This window comes from Nonomuraea longicatena (assembly GCF_039525605.1).
Classification (GTDB): domain Bacteria; phylum Actinomycetota; class Actinomycetes; order Streptosporangiales; family Streptosporangiaceae; genus Nonomuraea; species Nonomuraea longicatena.
This window is the reverse complement of record NZ_BAAAHQ010000011.1, coordinates 118969-139030: the sequence shown is the minus strand read 5'-3', so window position 1 is coordinate 139030 and position 20062 is coordinate 118969. Positions and strand designations below refer to the sequence as shown.

Genomic DNA, 20062 nt, shown 5'->3' with positions numbered 1-20062 from the left:
GCTTTTGGCCGATACCGCGGCAAGGCGCAGGCCCGCAGAATAGCGCCTCATGTCAGAGAGAAGACGGCGTATCGACGCGCTCGACGTGATTCGCGGATTCGCGCTCTGCGGGATCCTGCTGGCCAATGTCGGGCCGATTTCCAACATCAGCGGCGAGGTCGTGGCGCCTGGGACGAGCGACTGGATGGGGTACCTCGTCGATCACCGGTTCTTCCCCGTCTTCGCCATGCTGTTCGGCGTGGGGTTCGCGCTGCTGCTGGAGTCGGCCGAGGGTCGTACGGCGAGCCCGCGACTGCTCCTGCTGCGCAGGCTGCTCGTGCTGCTCGCGATCGGCCTCGTGCACATGTTCCTGATCTGGCCGGGTGACGTGCTCGCCGTCTACGCTGCCTCCGGGCTGGTGATTCTGCTGCCGTCGTCCTGGCTGCCCCGGTGGGCGGTCGCGGTCCTCGCCGTCGTGGTCCTCGTGGCGTCCCTGTCGGTGACCAATGGCTACCTGATCGCCCCGGGCCTGCTGCTGGCGGGCACCGCCCTGGTCAGGTACGGCGTGATCGACCGGATGGAGCAGTCCGCCAAGGGACCGGCCATCACGGGAGTGCTGCTGGCGGTGGCCGCAGCACCGATGCTGGTGGTGCAAGCCACCGTGCAGGCGAACAATCCCGACGGCCGCGCCCTCGGCGTCGTGGCCGCGGTCGCCGGCATGTTGATCGGCGGTGTGTATGTGTGCGTGCTGCTGCTCCTGCTCAGGACGCCGTTGCGAGCGATACTGCACGCGTTCTTCGCGCCGTTGGGGAAGTTGGCGCTGACGAACTACCTCACCGCCTCGATTCTCGTGCTGGCCGTCGCGAACCTGCACGGCCGCCCACAGGACTGGACCCAGCCCGTGCTGCTGGCCGTCGCGGCCGGGATCCTCGCCGCGCAGTGGCTGTTCTCCACGCTGTGGCTGCGCCGCTACCGGTTCGGTCCGCTGGAATGGCTGTGGCGCTGGGCCACCTGGGGCCGCCGTCCGGCCCTCCGGGTCGGGGCCGGCTGAATCAGGCCGTGCCGGGCCCGACCCCCTACTATGGGCGGGCGGTTCGGTCGTCCTGGGAGGAACACTGCGCATCACCACACGCAACGCGCGTTTCCAGCAGCTCGAAGCCCTGCTCGCCAACCGCACCAAGCGCACCCGCGCCCGCGAGTTCCTCGTCCAGGGCGTGCGCCCCATCTCCCTGGCGGTCGAGTACGGCTGGCCCGTCCACACCCTTCTCTACGACGACGACCGTGAGCCGTCCGCCTGGGCCGGCGACCTGCTGCGCACCACCCGCGCCGAGCGGGTCGCCATGGCCCCGGACCTGCTGGCCGACCTCGGGGAGAAGAGCGCGGCGCCCCCCGAGGTCGTCGCCGTCGTCGGGATGCCCGCCGACGACCTCGACCGCATCCCCGTGGCCGGCGATTTCCTGGGGGTGCTGTTCGATCGGCCGACGAGTCCCGGCAACATCGGCAGCATCCTGCGCTCGGCCGACGCCATGGGCGCCCACGGACTGATCGTGACCGGCCACGCCGCCGACGTCTACGACCCGAAGGCGGTCAGGGCGAGCACCGGGTCGCTGTTCGCGCTGCCCGCCGTACGGGTGCCCTCGCCGGCCGAGGTGATGGCCTGGGTGCGGGCGCGGCGCGCGGACGGCACGCCGATCGTGGTCGTCGGCACGGACGAGCACGGCGACTGCGACGTCTTCGACTTCGACCTCACCCAGCCGACCCTGCTGCTGGTCGGCAACGAGACCACCGGCCTCAGCGCCGCCTGGCGGGAGCGGTGCGACACCATGGTCGGCATCCCGATGATCGGCGCCGCCAGTTCCCTGAACGCGGCCAACGCCGCGACCGCCGTCCTCTACGAGGCCGCACGGCAGCGCATCACCGCCCGCCGCTGAACCCGACTGGGTCCGGTCGCGCCCTGTTCGCGACTGTACGGCGGCATGCGCCGAACCGCCCCGCCCCACCCGGGCCCCGGCGGCTGGGTACCGCGCCCCCGCGACTCGTACGGATATGCCGCCCTTGTCATGGAAAGACCACGCGATTGACCCGCCGCAGAGCAATTTTCAGGAAGACACACACCTGATCACCGTGCAACGGTCGGGGAGGCGAACGACTCGCCTGAACGGAGGGTTTCGCGACGGATTCGGGGCCGTCGCCCTTTAACGACAGGGGAATCCATTGAATCGACGGCAATTATTGGGGCTGGGCGTCCTCGGCGGCGCAGCGGCCCTACCCATCGCCAACCTGTTGCCCGCTGGAGCCAACGAGGTGGACCCGGTCCACAAGGGCCACCGCCTCGGCAGGAAGAACAGCGGCGCGATCCTGATGCGTCCCAAGGTGGCGCCGTTCACCGAACTGATGCCCATCCCGCCGGTGCTGCAGCCTTCGAGCTCGGCGAACGGCGTGGACACCTACCGGATTGACATCCGCGACGCGACGGCCCAGCTCATCCCCGGTTTCACGACGCCGGTCCTGACGTACGCGGGATCGTTCGTGGGACCGACGATCCGCACCCGCACCGGACGCCGGGTGAAGGTCGTGTACACGAACCGGCTGGCCGCCCCGGCGAACGTGCACCTGCACGGCGGCCATGTGGCGGCGGTGAACGACGGCCACCCGATGGACCTCATCCAGCCGGGCCAGGCCAGGACCTACGAGTACCCGAACGCCCAGCAGGGCGCCACGCTCTGGTACCACGACCACAGCCACCACACCGAGGCCGAGCACGTCTACCGGGGCCTGCACGGTTTCTACCTCATCGACGACCCGTCGGAGAAGCGCTTCGCGCTGCCCAGCGGCCAGTACGACGTGCCGATCATGCTGCGGGACGCGGCCTTCGACCAGAACGGCGGGCTGATCTTCTTCGGCGACCCGGCCGAGCGAACGAACTTCCTGGTCAACGGCAAGCTCCAGCCGTACTTCCCGGTGGCGGCGCGTAAGTACCGCTTCCGCATCCTGAACGCCGCCAACGAGCGCGTCTTCCGTCTGAACCTGGGCGGCCACCAGATCACCCAGATCGCCTCGGACGGCGGCCTGCTGCCCGAGCCGGTACGGATGACGGAGATCGTGCTGTCGTCGGCGGAACGGGCCGAGATCGTCGTCGACTTCTCCCGCCTGCCCATCGGGAGCCAGTTGGTGCTGCACAACGGCACCATCCCGGTCATGCGTTTCGACGTGGTGCGCAACGCGTCGGACTACAGCCTGGTGCCCCACACGCTGCGTCCGCTGCCCGCACTGCCGCCCGCCTCGGTCACCCGCGACATCACGATGAGTTTCGACCTGTCCGGTCCCGGCCCGCTGCCGGTGGGGCTGGTCAACGGCAGGCCGTACGACCCGAACCGGGTGGACGCGCAGATCAGGTCGGGCGCGACCGAGATCTGGAACGTCAGCAACGTCGACACCCTGCCCGGCGTCATCCACAACTTCCATCTGCACATGACGCACTTCCGGGTGCTCGAACGCGACGGAGGGCCACCGCTGCCCGAGGACGAGGGCCTGAAGGACACCGTCTTCCTCCCGTTCGGCGGCCGGGTGAAGATCCAGGCGACGTTCGGCGGCGGCTTCACGGGCCGCTACGTCTACCACTGCCACTTCCTGGAGCACTCCTCGCTCGGCATGATGGCCGAGATGGAGATCATTCCGTAGCCCATCGCCCGGACACGAACGGACGGGGCGGAACCCTGCGACGGGTCCGCACCCGTCTTCGTCGTTTCCGGCCGGATTCCGGCCACACGAAAACTTGGATCATTCATTATCTTGTATGATTCGTCTTTATGGGGGTAGGTTGGGGAGTATGACCGCATCCAGCACTCCGAGCACCGCAGAGGAGCTGCGCGGGGCGGGCATGCGGGTGACGGCCGCCCGCGTCGCCCTGCTCGACACCGTCCGCGACGGCGACCATCTCGGCGTCGAGGAGATCGCCTCCCGGGTACGCGCCCGGGTGGGCCACATCTCCCTGCAAGCCGTCTACGAGGCCCTCCACGCGCTCACTGCGGCGGGGCTCGTACGGCGGATCGAACCGCCGGGCAGCCCGGCGCTGTTCGAGGGACGCGTCGGCGACAACCACCACCACCTGGTGTGCCGGACGTGTGCGACCGTCAAGGACGTCGACTGCGCCGTCGGCGAGGCGCCCTGCCTGACCGCACACGACGACCACGGCTTCGCGATCGACGAGGCCGAGGTCATCTACTGGGGGCTGTGCCTCGACTGCGCCACCGCCCGCAGTTCCGGATCACCCTGATCCGCTTAGTCCCGGAAGGAAAGTCCCAATGTCTGAGAACCGAGACGCAAACGCCGTGGAGACCGAAGGCGGCTGCCCGGTAGCTCACGGACGTGCACCGCATCCGACCCAGGGCGGCGGCAACCGCCAGTGGTGGCCGGAGCGCCTCAACCTGAAGATCCTCGCCAAGAACCCCGTCGTGGCCAACCCCCACGGCGCGGACTTCGACTACGCCGCCGCGTTCAACGGCCTCGACCTGGCCGAGGTGAAGCGCGACATCGCCGAGGTCCTGACGACCTCGCAGGACTGGTGGCCCGCGGACTTCGGCCACTACGGCCCGCTCATCATCCGCATGGCATGGCACAGCGCCGGCACTTACCGCATCAGTGACGGCCGAGGCGGCGCCGGAGCCGGTCAGCAGCGCTTCGCCCCGCTCAACAGCTGGCCGGACAACGCCAACCTCGACAAGGCCCGCCGCCTGCTGTGGCCGATCAAGAAGAAGTACGGCAAGAGCCTGTCCTGGGCCGACCTGCTCATCCTGTCCGGCAACGTCGCCCTGGAGTCGATGGGCTTCGCGACCTTCGGCTTCGCCGGCGGCCGCGAGGACGTCTGGGAGGCCGACGAGGACGTCTACTGGGGCCCCGAGACCACCTGGCTCGGCGACGAGCGCTACACCGGCGACCGTGAGCTGGAGACTCCGCTCGGCGCCGTGCAGATGGGCCTCATCTACGTCAACCCGGAGGGCCCGAACGGCAACCCGGACCCGCTGGCGGCGGCCCGCGACATCCGCGAGACCTTCCGCCGGATGGCGATGAACGACGAGGAGACCGTCGCGCTCATCGCGGGCGGCCACACCTTCGGCAAGACGCACGGCGCCGCCTCAGGCGACCTGGTCGGCGAGGCGCCCGAGGGTTCCTCGATCGAGCAGCAGGGCCTCGGCTGGAAGAACGCCCACGGCACCGGCAAGGGGGGCGACACCACGACCAGCGGCCTGGAGGGCATCTGGACGAACACCCCGGTCACCTGGGACAACAGCTTCTTCGAGATCCTCTACGGGTACGAGTGGGAGCTGTTCGAGAGCCCGGCGGGCGCCAAGCAGTGGCGGCCGAAGGACGGCGGCGGCGCGGGGACCGTACCGGATGCACACGACGCGTCGAAGACGCACGCGCCGACGATGCTGACGACGGACCTGTCCCTGCGCGTGGACCCGGTCTACGACCAGATCTCGCGCCGCTTCATGGAGAACCCGGAGGAGTTCGCCGACGCCTTCGCGCGGGCCTGGTACAAGCTGACCCACCGCGACATGGGCCCGATCGTGCGCTACCTCGGCTCAGAGGTGCCGTCCGAGGTGCTGCTGTGGCAGGACCCGCTGCCCGAGGTGACGCACGCCCTCGTCGACGCCGGGGACGTCGCCGCCCTCAAGGGCAAGGTCCTCGACTCCGGCCTGTCGGTGGCGCAGCTCGTGTCGGCCGCCTGGGCCTCCGCGTCCACCTTCCGGGGCGGCGACAAGCGCGGCGGCGCCAACGGCGCCCGGGTGCGCCTGGAGCCGCAGAGCGGGTGGGAGGTCAACGACCCCGACCGGCTCGCGACCGTGCTGCGCACGCTGGAGGGCATCCAGCAGGAGTTCAACGCGACGACCGGTAAGCAGATCTCGCTCGCCGACCTGATCGTGCTGGCCGGCGGCGCCGCCGTCGAGAAGGCCGCCAAGGACGCCGGGTTCGACGTCGCGGTGCCGTTCACGCCGGGCCGCGCCGACGCCACGGACGAGCAGACGGACGTCGAGTCCTTCGCCGCCCTGGAGCCCGCCGCCGACGGCTTCCGCAACTGGGTCGGCAAGGGCACCCGCCTGCCCGCCGAGTACCTCCTGGTCGACCGGGCCAACCTGCTCACGCTGAGCGCGCCCGAGATGACGGTGCTGGTCGGCGGCCTGCGGGTGCTGGGCGCCAACGCCCAGCAGTCGACGCTCGGTGTCCTCACCGACCGGCCGGGCACGCTGACGAACGACTTCTTCGTCAACCTGCTCGACCTGGACACGACGTGGACGGCGACGTCGGAGGATGCGACCACCTTCGAGGGCCGCGACGCCGACGGCAAGGTCAAGTGGACCGGCAGCCGGGCCGACCTGGTCTTCGGGTCGAACTCCGAGCTGCGGGCCCTCGCCGAGGTCTACGCGAGCGACGACGCCGCGGAGTCGTTCGCGAACGACTTCGCCAAGGCGTGGACCAAGGTCATGAACCTGGACCGGTTCGACCTGGTCTGACGCGACCATGAAATGCCGGGCTCCGACGAGCCCGGCATTTCCTGTTTCCGGACAGGCGAAAATAGTGTGCAATTCCCGGAGAAATTCCAGAATTGTGATGCCCGCTGTTCACTTCTACTGTTACGGCTCATGAGACTGTTAATCGCCACAGCGCTGACGTTGTTATCACTGGCGCCGGCCCCCGCGCACGCGACCACCGGACGCTGGACGGGCACCTGGGCCACGGCCATGCAGCGCCCGTTCCCCGGCGCCTACAACCCCAACTGGTCGGAGACCGGGTTCGAGAACCAGTCCGTGCGGCAGATCGTCCGGATCAGCGTGGGCGGCGACCGCGTGCGGATCCGCCTGTCCAACCGGTACGGCACCGCCCCGCTGCGGCTGACCGGCGCCACCCTCGCCAGAGCGGGCGAGGGCGCCGCCACCGGCGAACCCGTCCGGGTCACCTTCGCAGGCGACCCGCAGGCCGTGGTCCAGGCCGGGCGCGACCTGGTCAGCGACCCGGTCCGGATCCGGGTCTCGCCGCGCGAGCGGCTGGCCACGACCTTCTACTTCCACGGCCCGACCGGCCCCGCGAGCTTCCACGACTGGGCCATGGACACCGCCTACCGGGCGCCGGGCGACCAGCGGTTCGCGACCTCCGGCGCGGCCTTCACCGAATCCTCCAAGTCCTGGTATTTCCTGACCGGAGTGGAGGTGACCGGCCGGGCGCGCGGCTCGGTGGCCGTCTTCGGCGACTCGGTCACCGACGGCACCAGCTCCACCCACGGCGCCGACCGCCGCTACCCCGACCGGCTCGCCGAACGGCTCCTCGCCGACGGCAAACCCCTGGGCGTGCTCAACACCGGCCTTTCCGGCAACCGCGTGCTCAACGACTCGACCTGCTTCGGCGAGCGCGCGGGCGACCGCTTCCGCAGGGACGTCCTGGACCGGCCCGGCGTCCGGGCGGTCGTCGTCATGCAGGGCGTCAACGACGTCGGCTTCCCGACCTGGGACTACCACTGCGCCAAGCCCAACCCCGTGGTGAGCGCCGAGCAGCTCATCGAGGGACACCGCGCGCTGATCAGGGCGGCGAAGGCGCGCGGCCTCACGGTCGTCGGCGGCACGATCGTGCCGTTCAAGAACTCGTTCATGTACAGCGACGCGGGCGAGGCCACCCGCGACGCCGTCAACCACTGGATCCGCACCAGCGGCGAGTACGACGCCGTGGCCGACTTCGACAAGGTCCTCGCCGACGGCGACGTCCTGCGCCCCGAGTACGACCCGGGCGACGCCCTGCACCCGAACGACGCCGGCCTGAAAGCCATGGCGGACGCCGTCGACCTCGACGTTCTCTGGGACGCTACGAAATAGGCACGGGGAAGGAGCAGCATGCTGGAGGTCATCGGCGCCGGGTTCGGCCGGACGGGGACGCTGTCGATGAAGGCGGCGCTCGAACGGCTCGGATTCGGCCCCTGCTACCACGCGGTCGAGGTGATGCGGCACCCCGAGCACGTCCCTCTGTGGGACGCGGCGGCGGCTGGCGCGCCGGACTGGGAGACCGTCTTCGACGGCTACCGGTCCACCGTCGACTTCCCGAGCACCCTCTACTGGAAGGAGCTGATCGCCGCCTACCCCGAGGCCAAGGTGATCCTCACCCTCCGCGACCCGCAGGCGTGGTACGCGAGCGTCCGCAGCACCGTCGTCGCCGAAGCCGAGGCGAAGGTCGCGGACGGCGACCCGCCTCCGGACTGGCTGCTCGCCGTCGTCGAGCGGGTGCGCGAGGAGAAGGCCGCCATCGCCTGGTTCGAGGAGCACAACGCCGAGGTACGGTCCACCGTCCCCGCGGACCGGCTGCTGGTCTTCGAGGTCACGCAGGGATGGGGGCCGCTGTGCGCGTTCCTCGGCGTCGAGGCGCCGGCCGAGCCGTTCCCCCGGCTCAACGAGCGGGAGAAGTTCAGGGAGTTGCTCGACGGGATCGACGCCGAGAGACGGTCATGAAGCGGTCATGACACGGTCATGACTCTGTCAGCACGCCGTCCGACAGCCGCAGCCGGCGGTTGACGCCGATCGTGTCGAGGAAGCGTTCGTCGTGGCTGACCACGACGAACGCCCCCTTGTACGCGCCCAGCGCGCTCTCCAGCTGAGCGATGCCGACCAGGTCGAGGTTGTTGGTCGGCTCGTCCAGCAGCAGGAGCTGCGGCGCCGGTTCCGCGCACAGGACACAGGCCAGGGTCGCGCGCAGGCGCTCCCCGCCGGACAGCACGGCGACCGGCAGGTGGGCGCGGGCGCCTCGGAAGAGGAAGCGGGCCAGCAGGTTCATCCGCTCCGCCTCCGGCCGGTCGGGGGCGGCGACGGCGAAGTTCTCGGCGACCGTACGGGCGGGGTCGAGCAGGTCCAGCCGCTGCGACAGGTAGGCGACGCGGCCGTCGGCCCGCCTGATCTCGCCGCCGTCGGGCGCGAGGTCGCCGCTGACCAGCCGCAGCAGCGTGGTCTTGCCACTGCCGTTGGCGCCGGTCAGCGCGATGCGCTCGGGGCCGCGCACGGCCAGGTCGAGGCCGTCGCCGGCGAACAGTTCGCCTACCCGCATCCGCTCCCCGAGGAAGACCGTACGACCCGCGGGGACGTCGGTGTCGGGCAGTTCCAGCGCCAGGCGCTGCTCGTCGCGCAGGGCCCGCCCCGCTTCTTCCAGCCTGGCCTTCGCGTCGCCGACGCGGGCGGCGTGCATCTGACCCGCCCGCCCGGCGGACTCCTGGGCGCCGCGCTTCATGGTGCCGGCGAAGATGCGCGGCAGCCCGGCGTTCTTGAGGTTGCGGGCGGCGTTGCTCGCCCGGCGCTCGGCGCGTTCGCGGGCCTGCTGCATCTCCCGCTTCTCGCGCTTGAGCTCCTGCTCGGCGTTGCGCACGTTCTTCTCCGCGACCTCCTGCTCGGCCCGCACCGCCGCTTCGTAGGCGGTGAAGTCGCCGCCGTGGAGGCGCAGCTCGCCGCGCGTCAACTCGGCGATGCGCTCCATGCGGTCGAGCAGCGCGCGGTCGTGGCTGACCAGCAGCAGGCAGCCGTTCCAGTCGGTCAGTACGTCGTAGAGCCGGTGACGCGCCTCGCTGTCGAGGTTGTTGGTCGGCTCGTCCAGCAACAGCACGTCCGGCCGCTTCAGCAACTGGGCGGCCAGGCCGAGCGAGACGACCTGGCCGCCGCTGAGCGTGCGCAGGCTCCGGTCGAAGGCGAGGCCGCCGAGCCCGAGCCGGTCGAGCTGGGCGCGGGTGCGCTCCTCGATGTCCCAGTCGTCGCCGATCGTGGTGAAGTGCTCGTCGCGGACGTCGCCGGACTCGACGGCGTCGAGCGCGCCGATCACGTCGGCGACGCCGAGGACCTCGGCCACCGTCAGGTCACCGGTCAGCGGGAGGGTCTGCGGGAGGTAGCCGACGGTGCCGCCGGTGGTCACGGATCCCGTGGCGGGGCGCAGCTCACCGGCGATCAGGCGGAGCAGGGTGCTCTTGCCGGCGCCGTTGGGGGCGACCAGACCGGTACGGCCGGCGCCGACGGTGAACGAAAGGTCCTGGAAGACGGGGGTGTCGTCGGGCCAGGAAAAGGACAGGTTCGAGCAGACGACGTCGAACATGGAAAGAAGACCTCGTAAGGAGCTGAGGGCAGACTGCTGCCCTGGGCAGACAGAGACGACGGGATCGGATCCGGTATCACCCGGAGATGTCGTCGTCCCCTGCCATGGCTGCGCTCCTGAATCGATGACTTTCCGGAGATTCTACCAGCCGCCGCAAAAGGGCGGCCGGTTCACGGCTTGCGGTCGATGAGCCGGTGCAGCCATTCGCTTCGTGCTCTGCGGGCGGCGCGGGAGAGGGCCGCCGTGGGCAGCATGACGTCGAAACCGTGCCACACCCCCGGCCAGACGTGCAGTTCGGCCTGGACCCCGGCCTGCCACAGCCTGCTCGCGAACTCCACGGCCTCGTCGCGGAAGGTCTCCGTGCTGCCCACGTCCACGAACGCGGGCGGCAGGCCGGACAGGTCGCGGGCCCGGCTGGGCGAGGCGTACGGCGTGACCGCCTCCGTTCCCCGCCGCGCGCCGAGCAGCGCGTTCCAGCCGGTGTCGTTGCTGCCCCTGTCCCACACGCCGACCCCGGCGAACTGGTGGGCGGACGGGCTGTCGTTGCGCTCGTCCAGCATCGGGGCGACGAGCAGTTGGCCGAGCACCGAGGGCCCGGAGCGGTCCCTGGCGAGCAGGGCCGTCCCCGCCGCGAGTCCGCCGCCCGCGCTGCTGCCGTGGAGCACGATGCGGCCGGGGTCGATGCCGAGGTCCCCGGCGTTGGCGGCGGTCCACACCAGCCCGGCGTAGCAGTCCTCGACGGGGGCGGGGTCGGGGTGCTCGGGCGGCATCCGGTACTCGACGGAGACCAGCACCACGCCGTGCTCCTCGACCCAGCCCAGCGCCTCGTCGATCTCGGCGAACCGGTCGCCGAACACGAACCCGCCGCCGTGGATGGTGTAGACGGCGGGGGCGGCGGCGGCCGTACCGGATCTGAAGATCGACAGGACGACGTCGGGCGCCCCGGCGGGGCCGGGGACGGTCCGGTCCTCGCGCCGGATGTCGCGGCCGGCGAGCAGTTCCTCGATGGAGGGCGTCCACGCGCCGCCGCCCGCGCGCATGGGGGCGATCATCTCCGGTGTGATGGTCGGCGGGAAGTGGTCGGTGAAGGACGCCAGCAGGGTGGCGAACTCCGGCTCGTACGGCGGCCGAGGCATGGATTGCGTCATGCGCACGACCATGGCACCGGTAGTGGCCATGGAGTGTCCACTATCTTGAGCCGATATGTCAGCCCGGCTCACCCCTGCTTGGGGCGGTACGTCAGGTGCGTGAGTGGCCCGGCTCACCCCTTCTCGGGACGGTACGTCAGGTGCGTGATCAACGCGCTGCCCGACGGCGTACCGACCGGTTCGAGGTCGAAGGCGCCGACACCGGCCAGCAGCCGCTCGCCCCGGCCGAGCACCACCGGTGCCACGTGCAACCGCAACTCGTCGATCAGCCCCGCCGCGAGGTACTGGTTGACGGTGTGCGCGCCGCCCGCGATCGAGACGTCGCGCCCGCCCGCCGCCTCCCGCGCGCGTTCCAGCGCCGCCTCGATCCCGTCGGTGACGAAGTGGAAGGTGGTTCCCCCCTTCATCTCCAGCGGCTCGCGGGCGTGGTGGGTGAGGACGAAGACCGGCCCGTGGTACGGCGGCTCCTCCCCCCACCAGCCCTGCCAGCCCAGATCCCACTCCCCGCGACCGGGGCCGAACATGTTGCGCCCCATGATGAACGCGCCTGCGGCGGTTATGGCGGCGATGGCCTCGGCGTGCAGTTCCGGCTCCTCGAACATCCACCGGTGCAGGCTCTCGCCGACGCCCTCGCCGATCGGGAGGTCCAGGCTCTGCCCCGGACCCGCCGTGAAGCCGTCGAGGGACAGCGACATGTCGCTGGTGACCTTACTCATGGTGCTTCCTCCGGATTTCGCATCGCTTTCATCCGGTAGTCGGAGCCGCCCCCCGGTTCTCTACATCGATCGGCGGGGCGCCGCAGCGCGGGCTCCGGCCTGCTCGACAGCCGCTTCGGCCGCGCAGCCCGACGAGAACGGCGACCGGCGCAGGTGCCGGTACGGCGTTCATTCCAGGTCCGGGAGCAGGACCGAGGGCAGTCCCGAGTCCGGATGCATGCGCAGGAGCTGGTAGGCGACACCGCCGAGGCCGGGCAGCAGTCCGGCGGCGAAGGCGTCCCTGGCCAGGCCGCTGATCGGGCCGTTGGTCTCCAGGCTGCCGAGCAGGTGCGCGACCAGGGACTCCCGCTCGACGGGGGCGACTCCGGCCGCCCGCGCGTGCTCGATCACCTCCCACGCGCCGAGGTCGCCGTGGCACAGGGTGTGGTTCCAGCCGATGCCCTGGGCCCAGCAGGCCGCCGCCGCGCGTTCCAGCCGGTCCCGCCACAGCGCGCCGCCCTCGCGGGCCAGCCGGTCGGCGGCGACGATCCCGACCCCGCCCGCCCCATGGCACCAGGCGGCGGCGGTGCCGTCGTCCTCACGCAGGTCCAGCCACCCCTGCCGGGCGGGGTCGTACAGGGTGTCCTCGTAGAAGAAGGCGGCGTCGGCCAGCTCCCGCGTCCCGGTCGGGGCGCCGGGCGCGTCCGCGAGCCGCGCCAGCGCCCAGCCGATCCCGGTGGCCCCGTGCGCGAACCCGCCGAGCCCCTGCGGGAAGCGCGGGCTCGGCCAGCACACCCCTTCCGGGCGGCGGACGGCCAGGCCCGCGAGCCGCACGCCGATCGAGCGGGCCAGTTCGCCCCACCGCCGCTCGCCGGTCTGCTCGCCGAGCCGCAGCAGCGGGACGATCGCGCCCGCCATCCCCGACAGCAGGTCGTAGCAGTCGTCGGCCTCGATCGCCGCAGGCAGTTGCTCCGCCACGGCGCGCGCGCGGGCCAGCGCCTCGTCCCCGACCGCGCCGAACGCGCGCAGCAGCAGCCAGCCGTGGACCTGCGAGGTGATCCCGAGATAGGCGCCGGGCGGGTCCGGCCGGACCCTGAGGTCCTCGCGCCGTTTGGCCGCGTCGCGGTCCTCCGCGAGCCTGATCGTCCGCAACACCGCCGTGAGCAGGCCGGGCACCTCGTCCAGCGGCTCGGCCCGGCCCGCCGCCGCCTCGCGCGCGTAGGCGGCCAGCACGGTCGCGACGCCGAGCGCGCCGCCGTACAGGTCCACCGACAGCGGCTGTACGGCCCAGCCGGTCAGGCTGAGCACCGGGGCGATCCAGGTGGCCGTGCCGTCCGCCCCGCGTACGGCGCCGCCGACGAGCCCGCGCATGATCTCGGCGGCCAGCGCCCGGCGCCGGGCCTCCGGCCGATCCACGACGATCGGCCCCGGCGACATGGCCTGCGCCCCGGGCGTCCAGCCCTCGTTGAGGTAGGCGCTGACCAGGGCGGCCTGCGCGGCCCGGCGGTCGAGGCCGTGGTCGCGCGCCCGCCAGCGGGCGACGGAGTCGGCGACCAGGTCCAGCTCCGGTCCGTACCGCGTGCCCGCCGGGCCGGTCAGTACGCCGACGCGCGGGGTGGTGTCGAACATCGGGATGTCGCCGTGGCACAGCTCGTCCACCTCGGCGGCGATGACGGCGGCGCTGTCCGGGGCGCCGGGGACGTTCTCCGACATCCTCGCCAGCAGCGCGGCGGCCTTCGCCCGAGCGGGCGCCTCGTCGTGGAGGGACGCCGGGTGCCAGAGCATGCGGGCCAGTTCGGCGTACGCCTCGGTGGAGCGCAGCACCGCGCGAACCGGGCAGTCGGCGAACCCGGACAGCAGCGGTTCCAGCTTGGCCGACCGGTCGAGGTCGGCCAGGCGCTCGCCGAGTTCGTCGAACCCGGCGATGATCAGGGGCCAGTACCGGCCGAGCACCGGCTCCGGGCTCGGGTGGTTGGCCGCAAGGGGAAGTTCGACCGCCTCCGTACCCATCCGGGGGCTGTCGGTGCCCGCGCCGAGCACCACCGGGAGCTCGACCTTCGGCTGCTGGCCGGGCAGCGCCCCGGCCGCCGACATGTCCACGCCCCGCCAGCCCAGCGCCACCCCGCGTCCCGGCAACAGGCCGGAGCGCATCACCGAGGTGTTCACCAGGTCGACGGCAAGGTCCACCGCCTGGCCGTAGCCGGAGGGGCGGGCCCCGGTGTGCGGGGTGAACAGGGTCTCGCAGTCCACGACCACCGGGTGGGGACCGGCCGCGATGAGGTTCTCCGCGTGCAGGTCGCTGCCGCCGAGCAGGCGCATCAGCGCCAGCCAGTGGCCGAGGCCCCGGTAGAAGGCGCGCAGTTCGGCGTCGTCGGCGCAGTGGCGGTGGGCGATGTGCTCGGCCCAGCCGTACTCGCCCCTGGTCACGGCCTGCGGCACCCGCATGCTGGAGACGCTGAGGTGGGTGAGGAGTTCGGCGAGCGCCACGTCCACCGCGAGCGAGCGCGGCTTGTAGACGACCCGGCCGTCCGCGCCGTGGACGAGCACGACGGTCTGCCCGCCCCGGTGGCTGTCGCCGGCGCCGAACTCGACCCGTTCGAGCGGCCCGGACAGGGCGCCGGGCAGCGCGGCGAGGGCCGTGCGGTCGCGGACGAAGCGCTCGGCGAAGCGGCAGGCGGCGGCGCAGCGGTTGCGCACCGCCGTCGCCAGCCTGGCCGTCATCCCCGGGTACGGCCCCGCCAGCCCGTCCCAGAACGCGGGCTTCGCGACCTCGCGCTTCCACTCCTCCCAGCGTGCGGCGGGATCCTCGGCCCGGAGCCGACCGGTGACCCGGGCCGCGTTCACCTCCAGCACCAGCACTCTGGTGATCTTCCTGCGGACGTCCTCCTCGACGGAGAGCGCGCAACCCGACAGGATGGCGTCGCGTTCGGCCGAGGTGAGGCCGGTGAGCGCACCCAGCCGACTCTCCACGTCGGCCAGGGCCGGACCGATCAGCGGATCCAGCGGCGGGTCGAACTCACCGGCCATGTGTCCCGTCCCCGCTCAGCAGCACGGGCGGGTCCGGGAGCCGGAACAGACCGTCCCGCACTGGCCGGACTGTCCCAGCCCCGTCATCGTGATCTCCGACTCGGTGTACGGACCGGGCAGGAGAGGGCCTGCCGGGCTGTCGTGCTCCCCCGTCCTCCAGGCGGCGACGAGTTCTTCGGGCCTTTCGCGGGTGACGGTCATGATTGCTCCCTTCTCGGACCTGGCGCCATGATCTGCGTCCGGGACCGTCGGCAGAAAGGCGCCATAACTGCGCTCTTGACATGTTCTGCCGAATATGGGAAAGACAGGAGTGATCACCGTTTCTGTGGTGGACGACGACCGGATGCTCATCGAGGGGCTGGCCGCCTGGCTGGCCGAGGTGCCCGACGTACGGCTGATCGGGCGGGCGACGACCGTACCCGAACTGCTCAGGACCGAGCGGGAGCCCGCCGACGTGGTCCTGCTCGACCTGCTGCTCGGCGACCGCTCCGACCCCGTCGCCAACGTCCGCAGGCTGGCCGGACTCGGCCGCAAGGTGCTCGTGGTCAGCGTCGTGACCTCGGGCGACATGGCCAGGCAGATGATCGGCGCGGGGGCCGGCGGCTACCTCACCAAGGACCACGACCTCCCCGCCCTGGTCGCCAAGCTCAGGGAGGTGGCCGGCGAGGAACTGGCCATCTCCCCCGAACTGGCGCTGGGCTGGCTGGCCGACCGCGACGGTGACCGGCCCGTCCTGTCGCCACAGGAGCGGGCGGTGCTGCTCGCCTACGCCTCCGGCATGACGCTCGCCGCCGCCGCCCGCAGCGCCGGGGTGCAGCCGGGGACGGCCAAGAACTACCTCGAACGCGTCAAGGACAAATACCGCAAGGCGGGGCGGCCGACGTACACGAAGCTGGAGCTCGCCGACCGCGTCAGAGAGGACGGTCTGGCCACCTGAGCTCCACGCACACCCCCTCGCCCGGCGCGGTGATGACCTCCGCGCTGCCGCCGACCTCGCGCATCCGGCCCACCATGGACGAGCCCACCCCGTAACCCGGCTCGACCAGGTCCGGGTCGTAACCCCTGCCGCGATCGACCGTGCGGACCGTCACCACCCCGTCCACCGCGACGGCGGTGAGCCAGGCGTCGCGCTCGCCCGAGTGCCTGGCCACGTTGTTGAGCGCCTCCGTGGCCGCCTCCGCCATCGCCACGGCGACCTCTTCCGGAAGGTCGTCGGGCAGCGCCTCCGCCGCGTAGCGCACGGTCAGGCCCAGGCCCACCGCCCGCGCCACCGCGCGGGCCAGGCCGTTGCCCAGCCCGGTCGCGGGGCCTGCGGCGTCCTGACTGATCAGCGCCCGCACGTAGGCGGCGTCCGAGGCGCAGCGGCGCCGCACCTCCTCCGTACGGTGGTCCAGGCCGCCTCTGGAGATCGCGGTCAGAGTGGCCAGGACCGTGTCGTGCAACTGCCGGTAGTGCGCCAGCCTGGCCTGCTCGGCCACCCGTTCGGCCACCCGTTCGGCCTCGGCCGCCAGCCGCTCCTCGGCCAGCCGGTCCAGGCGGGTGGCCTGCGCTTCCAGGTAGCGGCGGATGAAGAAGGTGATGACCGCGAACCACACCGCGCTGTTGACCCGCACGGCCAGCTCCAGCAGGAACGGGAAGCGGTGGCCGAGGTCGGCGGCGTGCGCGACCGCGTAGACCGCGATCGGCGGGACCAGCGCGGCGAACTGGATCGGGCGCACGCTGACCGCGCCGACCAGCGCCCCGGTCGCCAGCAGCGCGTGCGAGGACCAGTTGCGCACGCAGGTGCCCCACTCCGGCTGGCAGGCGCTGGTGATGCCGATGAGGAAGACACAGGTCGCGACGATGTCGATCACCACGGCCGAGGGGGCGAACCAGCCGCGCCGCGCCACCCAGCGAAACAGCGTCACGTTCCAGACCAGCGCCACCGCCAGCAGTACCGCGTTGCGGCCCGGCTCGGTGAAGAGCGCCTTCTGGGCGAACAGGCTCACCGCCGACGGCAGCAGGTAGCTGAGCCGCTGCAACATCAGCAGCATCGCCACGAACCGCCGCACCCGGTCGCCGCTCGGCCGCGACGCCAGGAACAGCGGGTCGCGCCAGCCGAGCGAACGCCGCCCGCGCCTGGTCTTCTGGTCGTTCGCGGCTGCTGCCATGAAGCCCCTCCGACGAACCGGGCTTCAAAGATCCACCGCGTGCGGCGCGATCTCAAGCGGGGTCGGATAAGGGGCGGCCGAATTCCCTAAGGGCTGTTGAAGGGGATGTTGAGCCAGGGACTGTCCGGGTCGGTGGTGAGGGTCCGATGGGCCGCGAGCATGTCGGCGTACCAGTGGCCGAACTCCTCGTCGTCGAAGTGGAGGCAGCGGCCCAGGACGTAACCGGCGGAGAACGCCTCCCACGAGGAGTAGGCCAGGCGGCTGAGCCGTCCGGCTTCGAGCACCGCCTCCTCGGCCTCTTCCACCGAGCAGTAGCGGGCGCCGAGCCCCCAGCGGGCCATCTTGGCGGCCCGGCCGTAGAACCACGCGTCGACCGAGCCGACGAACCCGCCAGGACGCAGCAGGCCGTCGGCGCGGAACCTGGCCTCGTACCTGGTGATGCGACCGATGACCCGCTGCGCACCGGCGACCAGGCGGTCCGGCGCGGGGCCGTCGGGCCCGCGCGAGCGCAGCAGGCCCTCGGTCACCTGCCGCCAGTGGTCCACCTCGACGTGGCCGCCGAGTTCGCGCGCCATGGCGGCCCGGACGCCGAGGACCGTCTCCCACAGGGAGTCGCCGACGTCGTCGGCGAGCAGTTCCTTCTGGCGGAGCTGCCAGTCCTGCCTGCTGCGGATCCCCCACCATTCGGACAGGCGCCGCCGCTCCGCGTTGAAGCCCCTGCCGTGCCAGCCCATCGCGTTCCAGAACGAGCCGTTGGCCACGCAGAGCAGGGCGCCGCAGGCCAGGCCGTGGGCGAGCGGGCCGTGCAGCACGCCGCCGCTCCAGAGGGTGCGCAACCGGCCCTTCCTGGAATGGCCCTCGGCCGCGTCGGCGTGCCAGCGCCACCTCCTCCGGTGCTCGGGGGTCGCGGGGAAGTACGCCTCGCACGGGCTGCCGGGGTTGACGGCCAGCCACACGTCGTGGTGGCTCCAGTCTTCGACGAGATCGCCGAGATCGACGGTGAAGAAGACCGGGTCGGGCTCGGGGTGGGGCAGCATGCCGCTGGTGAGGAACACCAGGACCCCGGGGCCGTGGCCCCAGGGGGTGGGCGTGTAGCGGCGCCTGCCGGGGTTCGCCTCGACGAAGGCGCGCGGCATCGCGTGCCAGAGGTCGGCGACGGCGAGCACGTCGAAGTATCCGGGCCAGTCGCCGCGCAGCTTGGCCGCGTACAGATCCCGCTCGGTCTCCGACGGGGGCTGCCATTCCCCCTGGGGCAGCATGATCTCTAGATTACCGCCGCCCGGAACCCGGCCTCCGCTGTGTACGCCGGGTGCAGGTGGGCGGGAAACAGGTCGGGGTTGTAGATCTCGCGCAGGTGCAGCCGGGGGTGTCCGCCGGTCGCGATGAGGTAGGTCTTCACCGCCGCCAGACGGTACGGCCCGGCCTGCGGCCACGAGCACCGCCCGATGGCCAGGGTGGTACGGCGCTGCTCGACGCCCGCCGACACCAGGGCCAGGCCCAGCGGGACCGTCCGGTCGGCCACCAGGCGATGAAGGGATTCGTCCGCGATCACCACCAGGTTGCGGGAGACCGGCCGATGGTCGGCGGTGACCAGCAGCGAGCGCCGCGTCACCACGGTCTCCCGCCTGTCCAGCCGCAGCGCCTCGCGGACCGGCCGGGGCAGGCCGGCCGCGTCCTCCTCGACCTGCTTCTCGACGATCACGGTGAGCGGGCCGCGCAGAACCGACTCCAGCAGGCGGGTGGTCGAGCCGTCGTTGGCCAGCAGCATCCGCGTCCGCGCGTCGGCGAACGCCGTGGCGGGGAGGGGGACGTCCTTCATTGGCGGATCCTCTGGCGTACGCCGACAAATATCCGGACGCGACCGTTTCCGGTTGCGTCGCAAATTATAAAACATTGACGCGCTCGAATCGGCAGAAAAGTGAAAGACGAAAACACCGGGCTGACAAAAAGCGGCCATCGCTGTTGTCAGCATGCGAACATCGGCGGACAGTGAATATCCATCCCTGTCATCCCTTATGGAGGGACAAGTGAGCAATCCGCGTATCGGGGCTCATGGCCGTGCCAAACCGCTGGTCCGGCGCCTGTTATCCGCCGTCGTCGCCGTGTGCGCGATGGCGTTCCTCATCTCCTCGCCCGCCACCGCCGTGGCACTGCCCAAGCCGAAGCCGTTCGTGTCGTTCCTCGACCTGGAATGCTTCCGGACGGATCCCTACCAACCGCCCGCCACTCAGCTTCAATTGCGGCATCTGAACCCGGTACTGGCCACGTTGCCGCCGGAGACGGTCACCCTCGGCACCCGCGAGCAGTTGTGCGTCCCGGTCGCGAAGAACGGGCAGCACCCGCCGCCCGACGTGGCCGAGTTCATCAAGTACGTGGACCTCGCCTGCTACCGGATCCAGGGAGCCAGCCCCAACAGGGGGCTGGTGCTCAGCCAGCTCAACCCGCTGCTTCAGGACGTGCCACGGCACGACGCGCTGCTCGGCGCGGCCCAGCAGCTCTGCGTGCCGGTCGCGAAGAACGACGTGATCCCGCCGCCCGAGGTGCTGACGCTGGTCTCGCACATCGACCTCAAGTGCCACGCGATCACGCCCAACTTCGCGATGAACAGAGGGCTCGGGCTGGAGCAGCTCAACCCGGTGCTCGTCGGGCAGATCCCCCGGCACAGCGTGCAGGTGACCAACGCCCGCCAGCTCTGTGTGCCGGTCCAGAAGGCCGGTGACCAGATCCCGCCCGAGGCGTTGGACATCGTGCGCTGGGTCGATCTGGAGAAGTTCGACATCGGCACGCAGACGCTGCGGCCGGTCACGCTCACGCTGCGGCACCTGAACCCGGTGCTCGCCCGGTTGCCGGTCGAGCGGGCGACGCTGTCGGCCGCCACGCAGCTCGGGGTGCCCGTCGCCAAGAACGGCCAGATCCCGCCCGGCTGACCGGACACCCGGCCGAGGGCTCCTGC

The 20062-nt window shown here is 71.4% G+C and carries 17 protein-coding genes; 9 read left to right on the top strand and 8 right to left on the bottom strand.

What is annotated here, in order from left to right:
• The first annotated feature begins 49 nt into the window (after window positions 1-49).
• From ABD120_RS13275 to ABD120_RS13245, 7 genes are all read left to right on the top strand, one after another.
• Entirely contained in the window at window positions 50-1030 is a 981-nt protein-coding gene (locus tag ABD120_RS13275; protein WP_343950134.1) for a DUF418 domain-containing protein, read from the top strand.
• A gap of 52 nt (window positions 1031-1082) precedes the next feature.
• Window positions 1083-1910 (top strand): RNA methyltransferase, encoded by an 828-nt coding sequence (locus ABD120_RS13270; protein ID WP_425563967.1) that lies wholly within the window; start codon window positions 1083-1085, stop codon window positions 1908-1910.
• A gap of 283 nt (window positions 1911-2193) precedes the next feature.
• Complete coding sequence (locus ABD120_RS13265) at window positions 2194-3660, top strand: multicopper oxidase family protein (protein WP_343950132.1); 1467 nt, start codon at window positions 2194-2196, stop codon at window positions 3658-3660.
• A gap of 148 nt (window positions 3661-3808) precedes the next feature.
• On the top strand, window positions 3809-4255 hold the full coding sequence (locus tag ABD120_RS13260; protein WP_343950131.1) for a Fur family transcriptional regulator: 447 nt from the start codon (window positions 3809-3811) through the stop codon (window positions 4253-4255).
• Between the two features lie 28 nt (window positions 4256-4283).
• Window positions 4284-6494, top strand: a complete 2211-nt coding sequence (gene katG, locus ABD120_RS13255; protein ID WP_343950129.1) for a catalase/peroxidase HPI — start codon at window positions 4284-4286, stop codon at window positions 6492-6494.
• Window positions 6495-6623: 129 nt separating this feature from the next.
• Window positions 6624-7844, top strand: coding sequence for an SGNH/GDSL hydrolase family protein (locus ABD120_RS13250; RefSeq protein WP_343950128.1), 1221 nt, complete (start codon window positions 6624-6626; stop codon window positions 7842-7844).
• 18 nt (window positions 7845-7862) lie between these two features.
• Window positions 7863-8471: a sulfotransferase family protein gene (locus ABD120_RS13245; RefSeq protein WP_343950127.1), complete on the top strand. Its 609-nt coding sequence runs from the start codon at window positions 7863-7865 to the stop codon at window positions 8469-8471.
• A 16-nt stretch (window positions 8472-8487) separates the two neighbouring features.
• On the opposite strand, the gene ABD120_RS13240 is transcribed toward ABD120_RS13245, so the two are convergent.
• The 5 genes from ABD120_RS13240 to ABD120_RS13220 form a co-directional block, all read right to left on the bottom strand.
• A complete protein-coding gene (locus tag ABD120_RS13240; RefSeq protein ID WP_343950126.1) occupies window positions 8488-10089 on the bottom strand; it encodes an ABC-F family ATP-binding cassette domain-containing protein in 1602 nt (533 codons plus the stop codon).
• Window positions 10090-10259: 170 nt separating this feature from the next.
• Window positions 10260-11237 carry an alpha/beta hydrolase gene (locus tag ABD120_RS13235; protein WP_343950125.1) on the bottom strand — a complete coding sequence of 326 codons (978 nt, stop codon included), beginning with the start codon at window positions 11235-11237 and terminating at the stop codon, window positions 10260-10262.
• Between the two features lie 113 nt (window positions 11238-11350).
• On the bottom strand, window positions 11351-11953 hold the full coding sequence (locus tag ABD120_RS13230) for a dihydrofolate reductase family protein (protein ID WP_343950124.1): 603 nt from the start codon (window positions 11951-11953) through the stop codon (window positions 11351-11353).
• A gap of 168 nt (window positions 11954-12121) precedes the next feature.
• Window positions 12122-14959 carry a type 2 lanthipeptide synthetase LanM family protein gene (locus ABD120_RS13225; RefSeq protein WP_343950123.1) on the bottom strand — a complete coding sequence of 946 codons (2838 nt, stop codon included), beginning with the start codon at window positions 14957-14959 and terminating at the stop codon, window positions 12122-12124.
• Window positions 14960-14974: 15 nt separating this feature from the next.
• Complete coding sequence (locus ABD120_RS13220; protein ID WP_343950122.1) at window positions 14975-15160, bottom strand: DUF6229 family protein; 186 nt, start codon at window positions 15158-15160, stop codon at window positions 14975-14977.
• Between the two features lie 94 nt (window positions 15161-15254).
• On the opposite strand from ABD120_RS13220, the gene ABD120_RS13215 reads away from it, so the two are divergent.
• The gene (locus tag ABD120_RS13215) at window positions 15255-15896 is read left to right on the top strand and encodes a response regulator (RefSeq protein WP_343950121.1); all 642 of its coding nucleotides are present in this window, start codon (window positions 15255-15257) and stop codon (window positions 15894-15896) included.
• Here ABD120_RS13215 and ABD120_RS13210 read toward each other — a convergent pair.
• The 3 genes from ABD120_RS13210 to ABD120_RS13200 form a co-directional block, all read right to left on the bottom strand.
• Window positions 15871-17109: a sensor histidine kinase gene (locus ABD120_RS13210; RefSeq protein WP_343950120.1), complete on the bottom strand. Its 1239-nt coding sequence runs from the start codon at window positions 17107-17109 to the stop codon at window positions 15871-15873. The two genes, ABD120_RS13215 and ABD120_RS13210, sit on opposite strands and share 26 nt — an antisense overlap.
• 86 nt (window positions 17110-17195) lie before the next feature.
• Window positions 17196-18368 (bottom strand): DUF1266 domain-containing protein, encoded by a 1173-nt coding sequence (locus ABD120_RS13205; protein ID WP_343950119.1) that lies wholly within the window; start codon window positions 18366-18368, stop codon window positions 17196-17198.
• A 5-nt stretch (window positions 18369-18373) separates the two neighbouring features.
• The gene (locus ABD120_RS13200; protein ID WP_343950118.1) at window positions 18374-18928 is read right to left on the bottom strand and encodes a hypothetical protein; all 555 of its coding nucleotides are present in this window, start codon (window positions 18926-18928) and stop codon (window positions 18374-18376) included.
• Between the two features lie 208 nt (window positions 18929-19136).
• Between ABD120_RS13200 and ABD120_RS13195 the strand changes: the two genes are divergently transcribed.
• Window positions 19137-20036, top strand: coding sequence for a hypothetical protein (locus ABD120_RS13195; RefSeq protein WP_343950117.1), 900 nt, complete (start codon window positions 19137-19139; stop codon window positions 20034-20036).
• Window positions 20037-20062 lie beyond the last annotated feature (26 nt).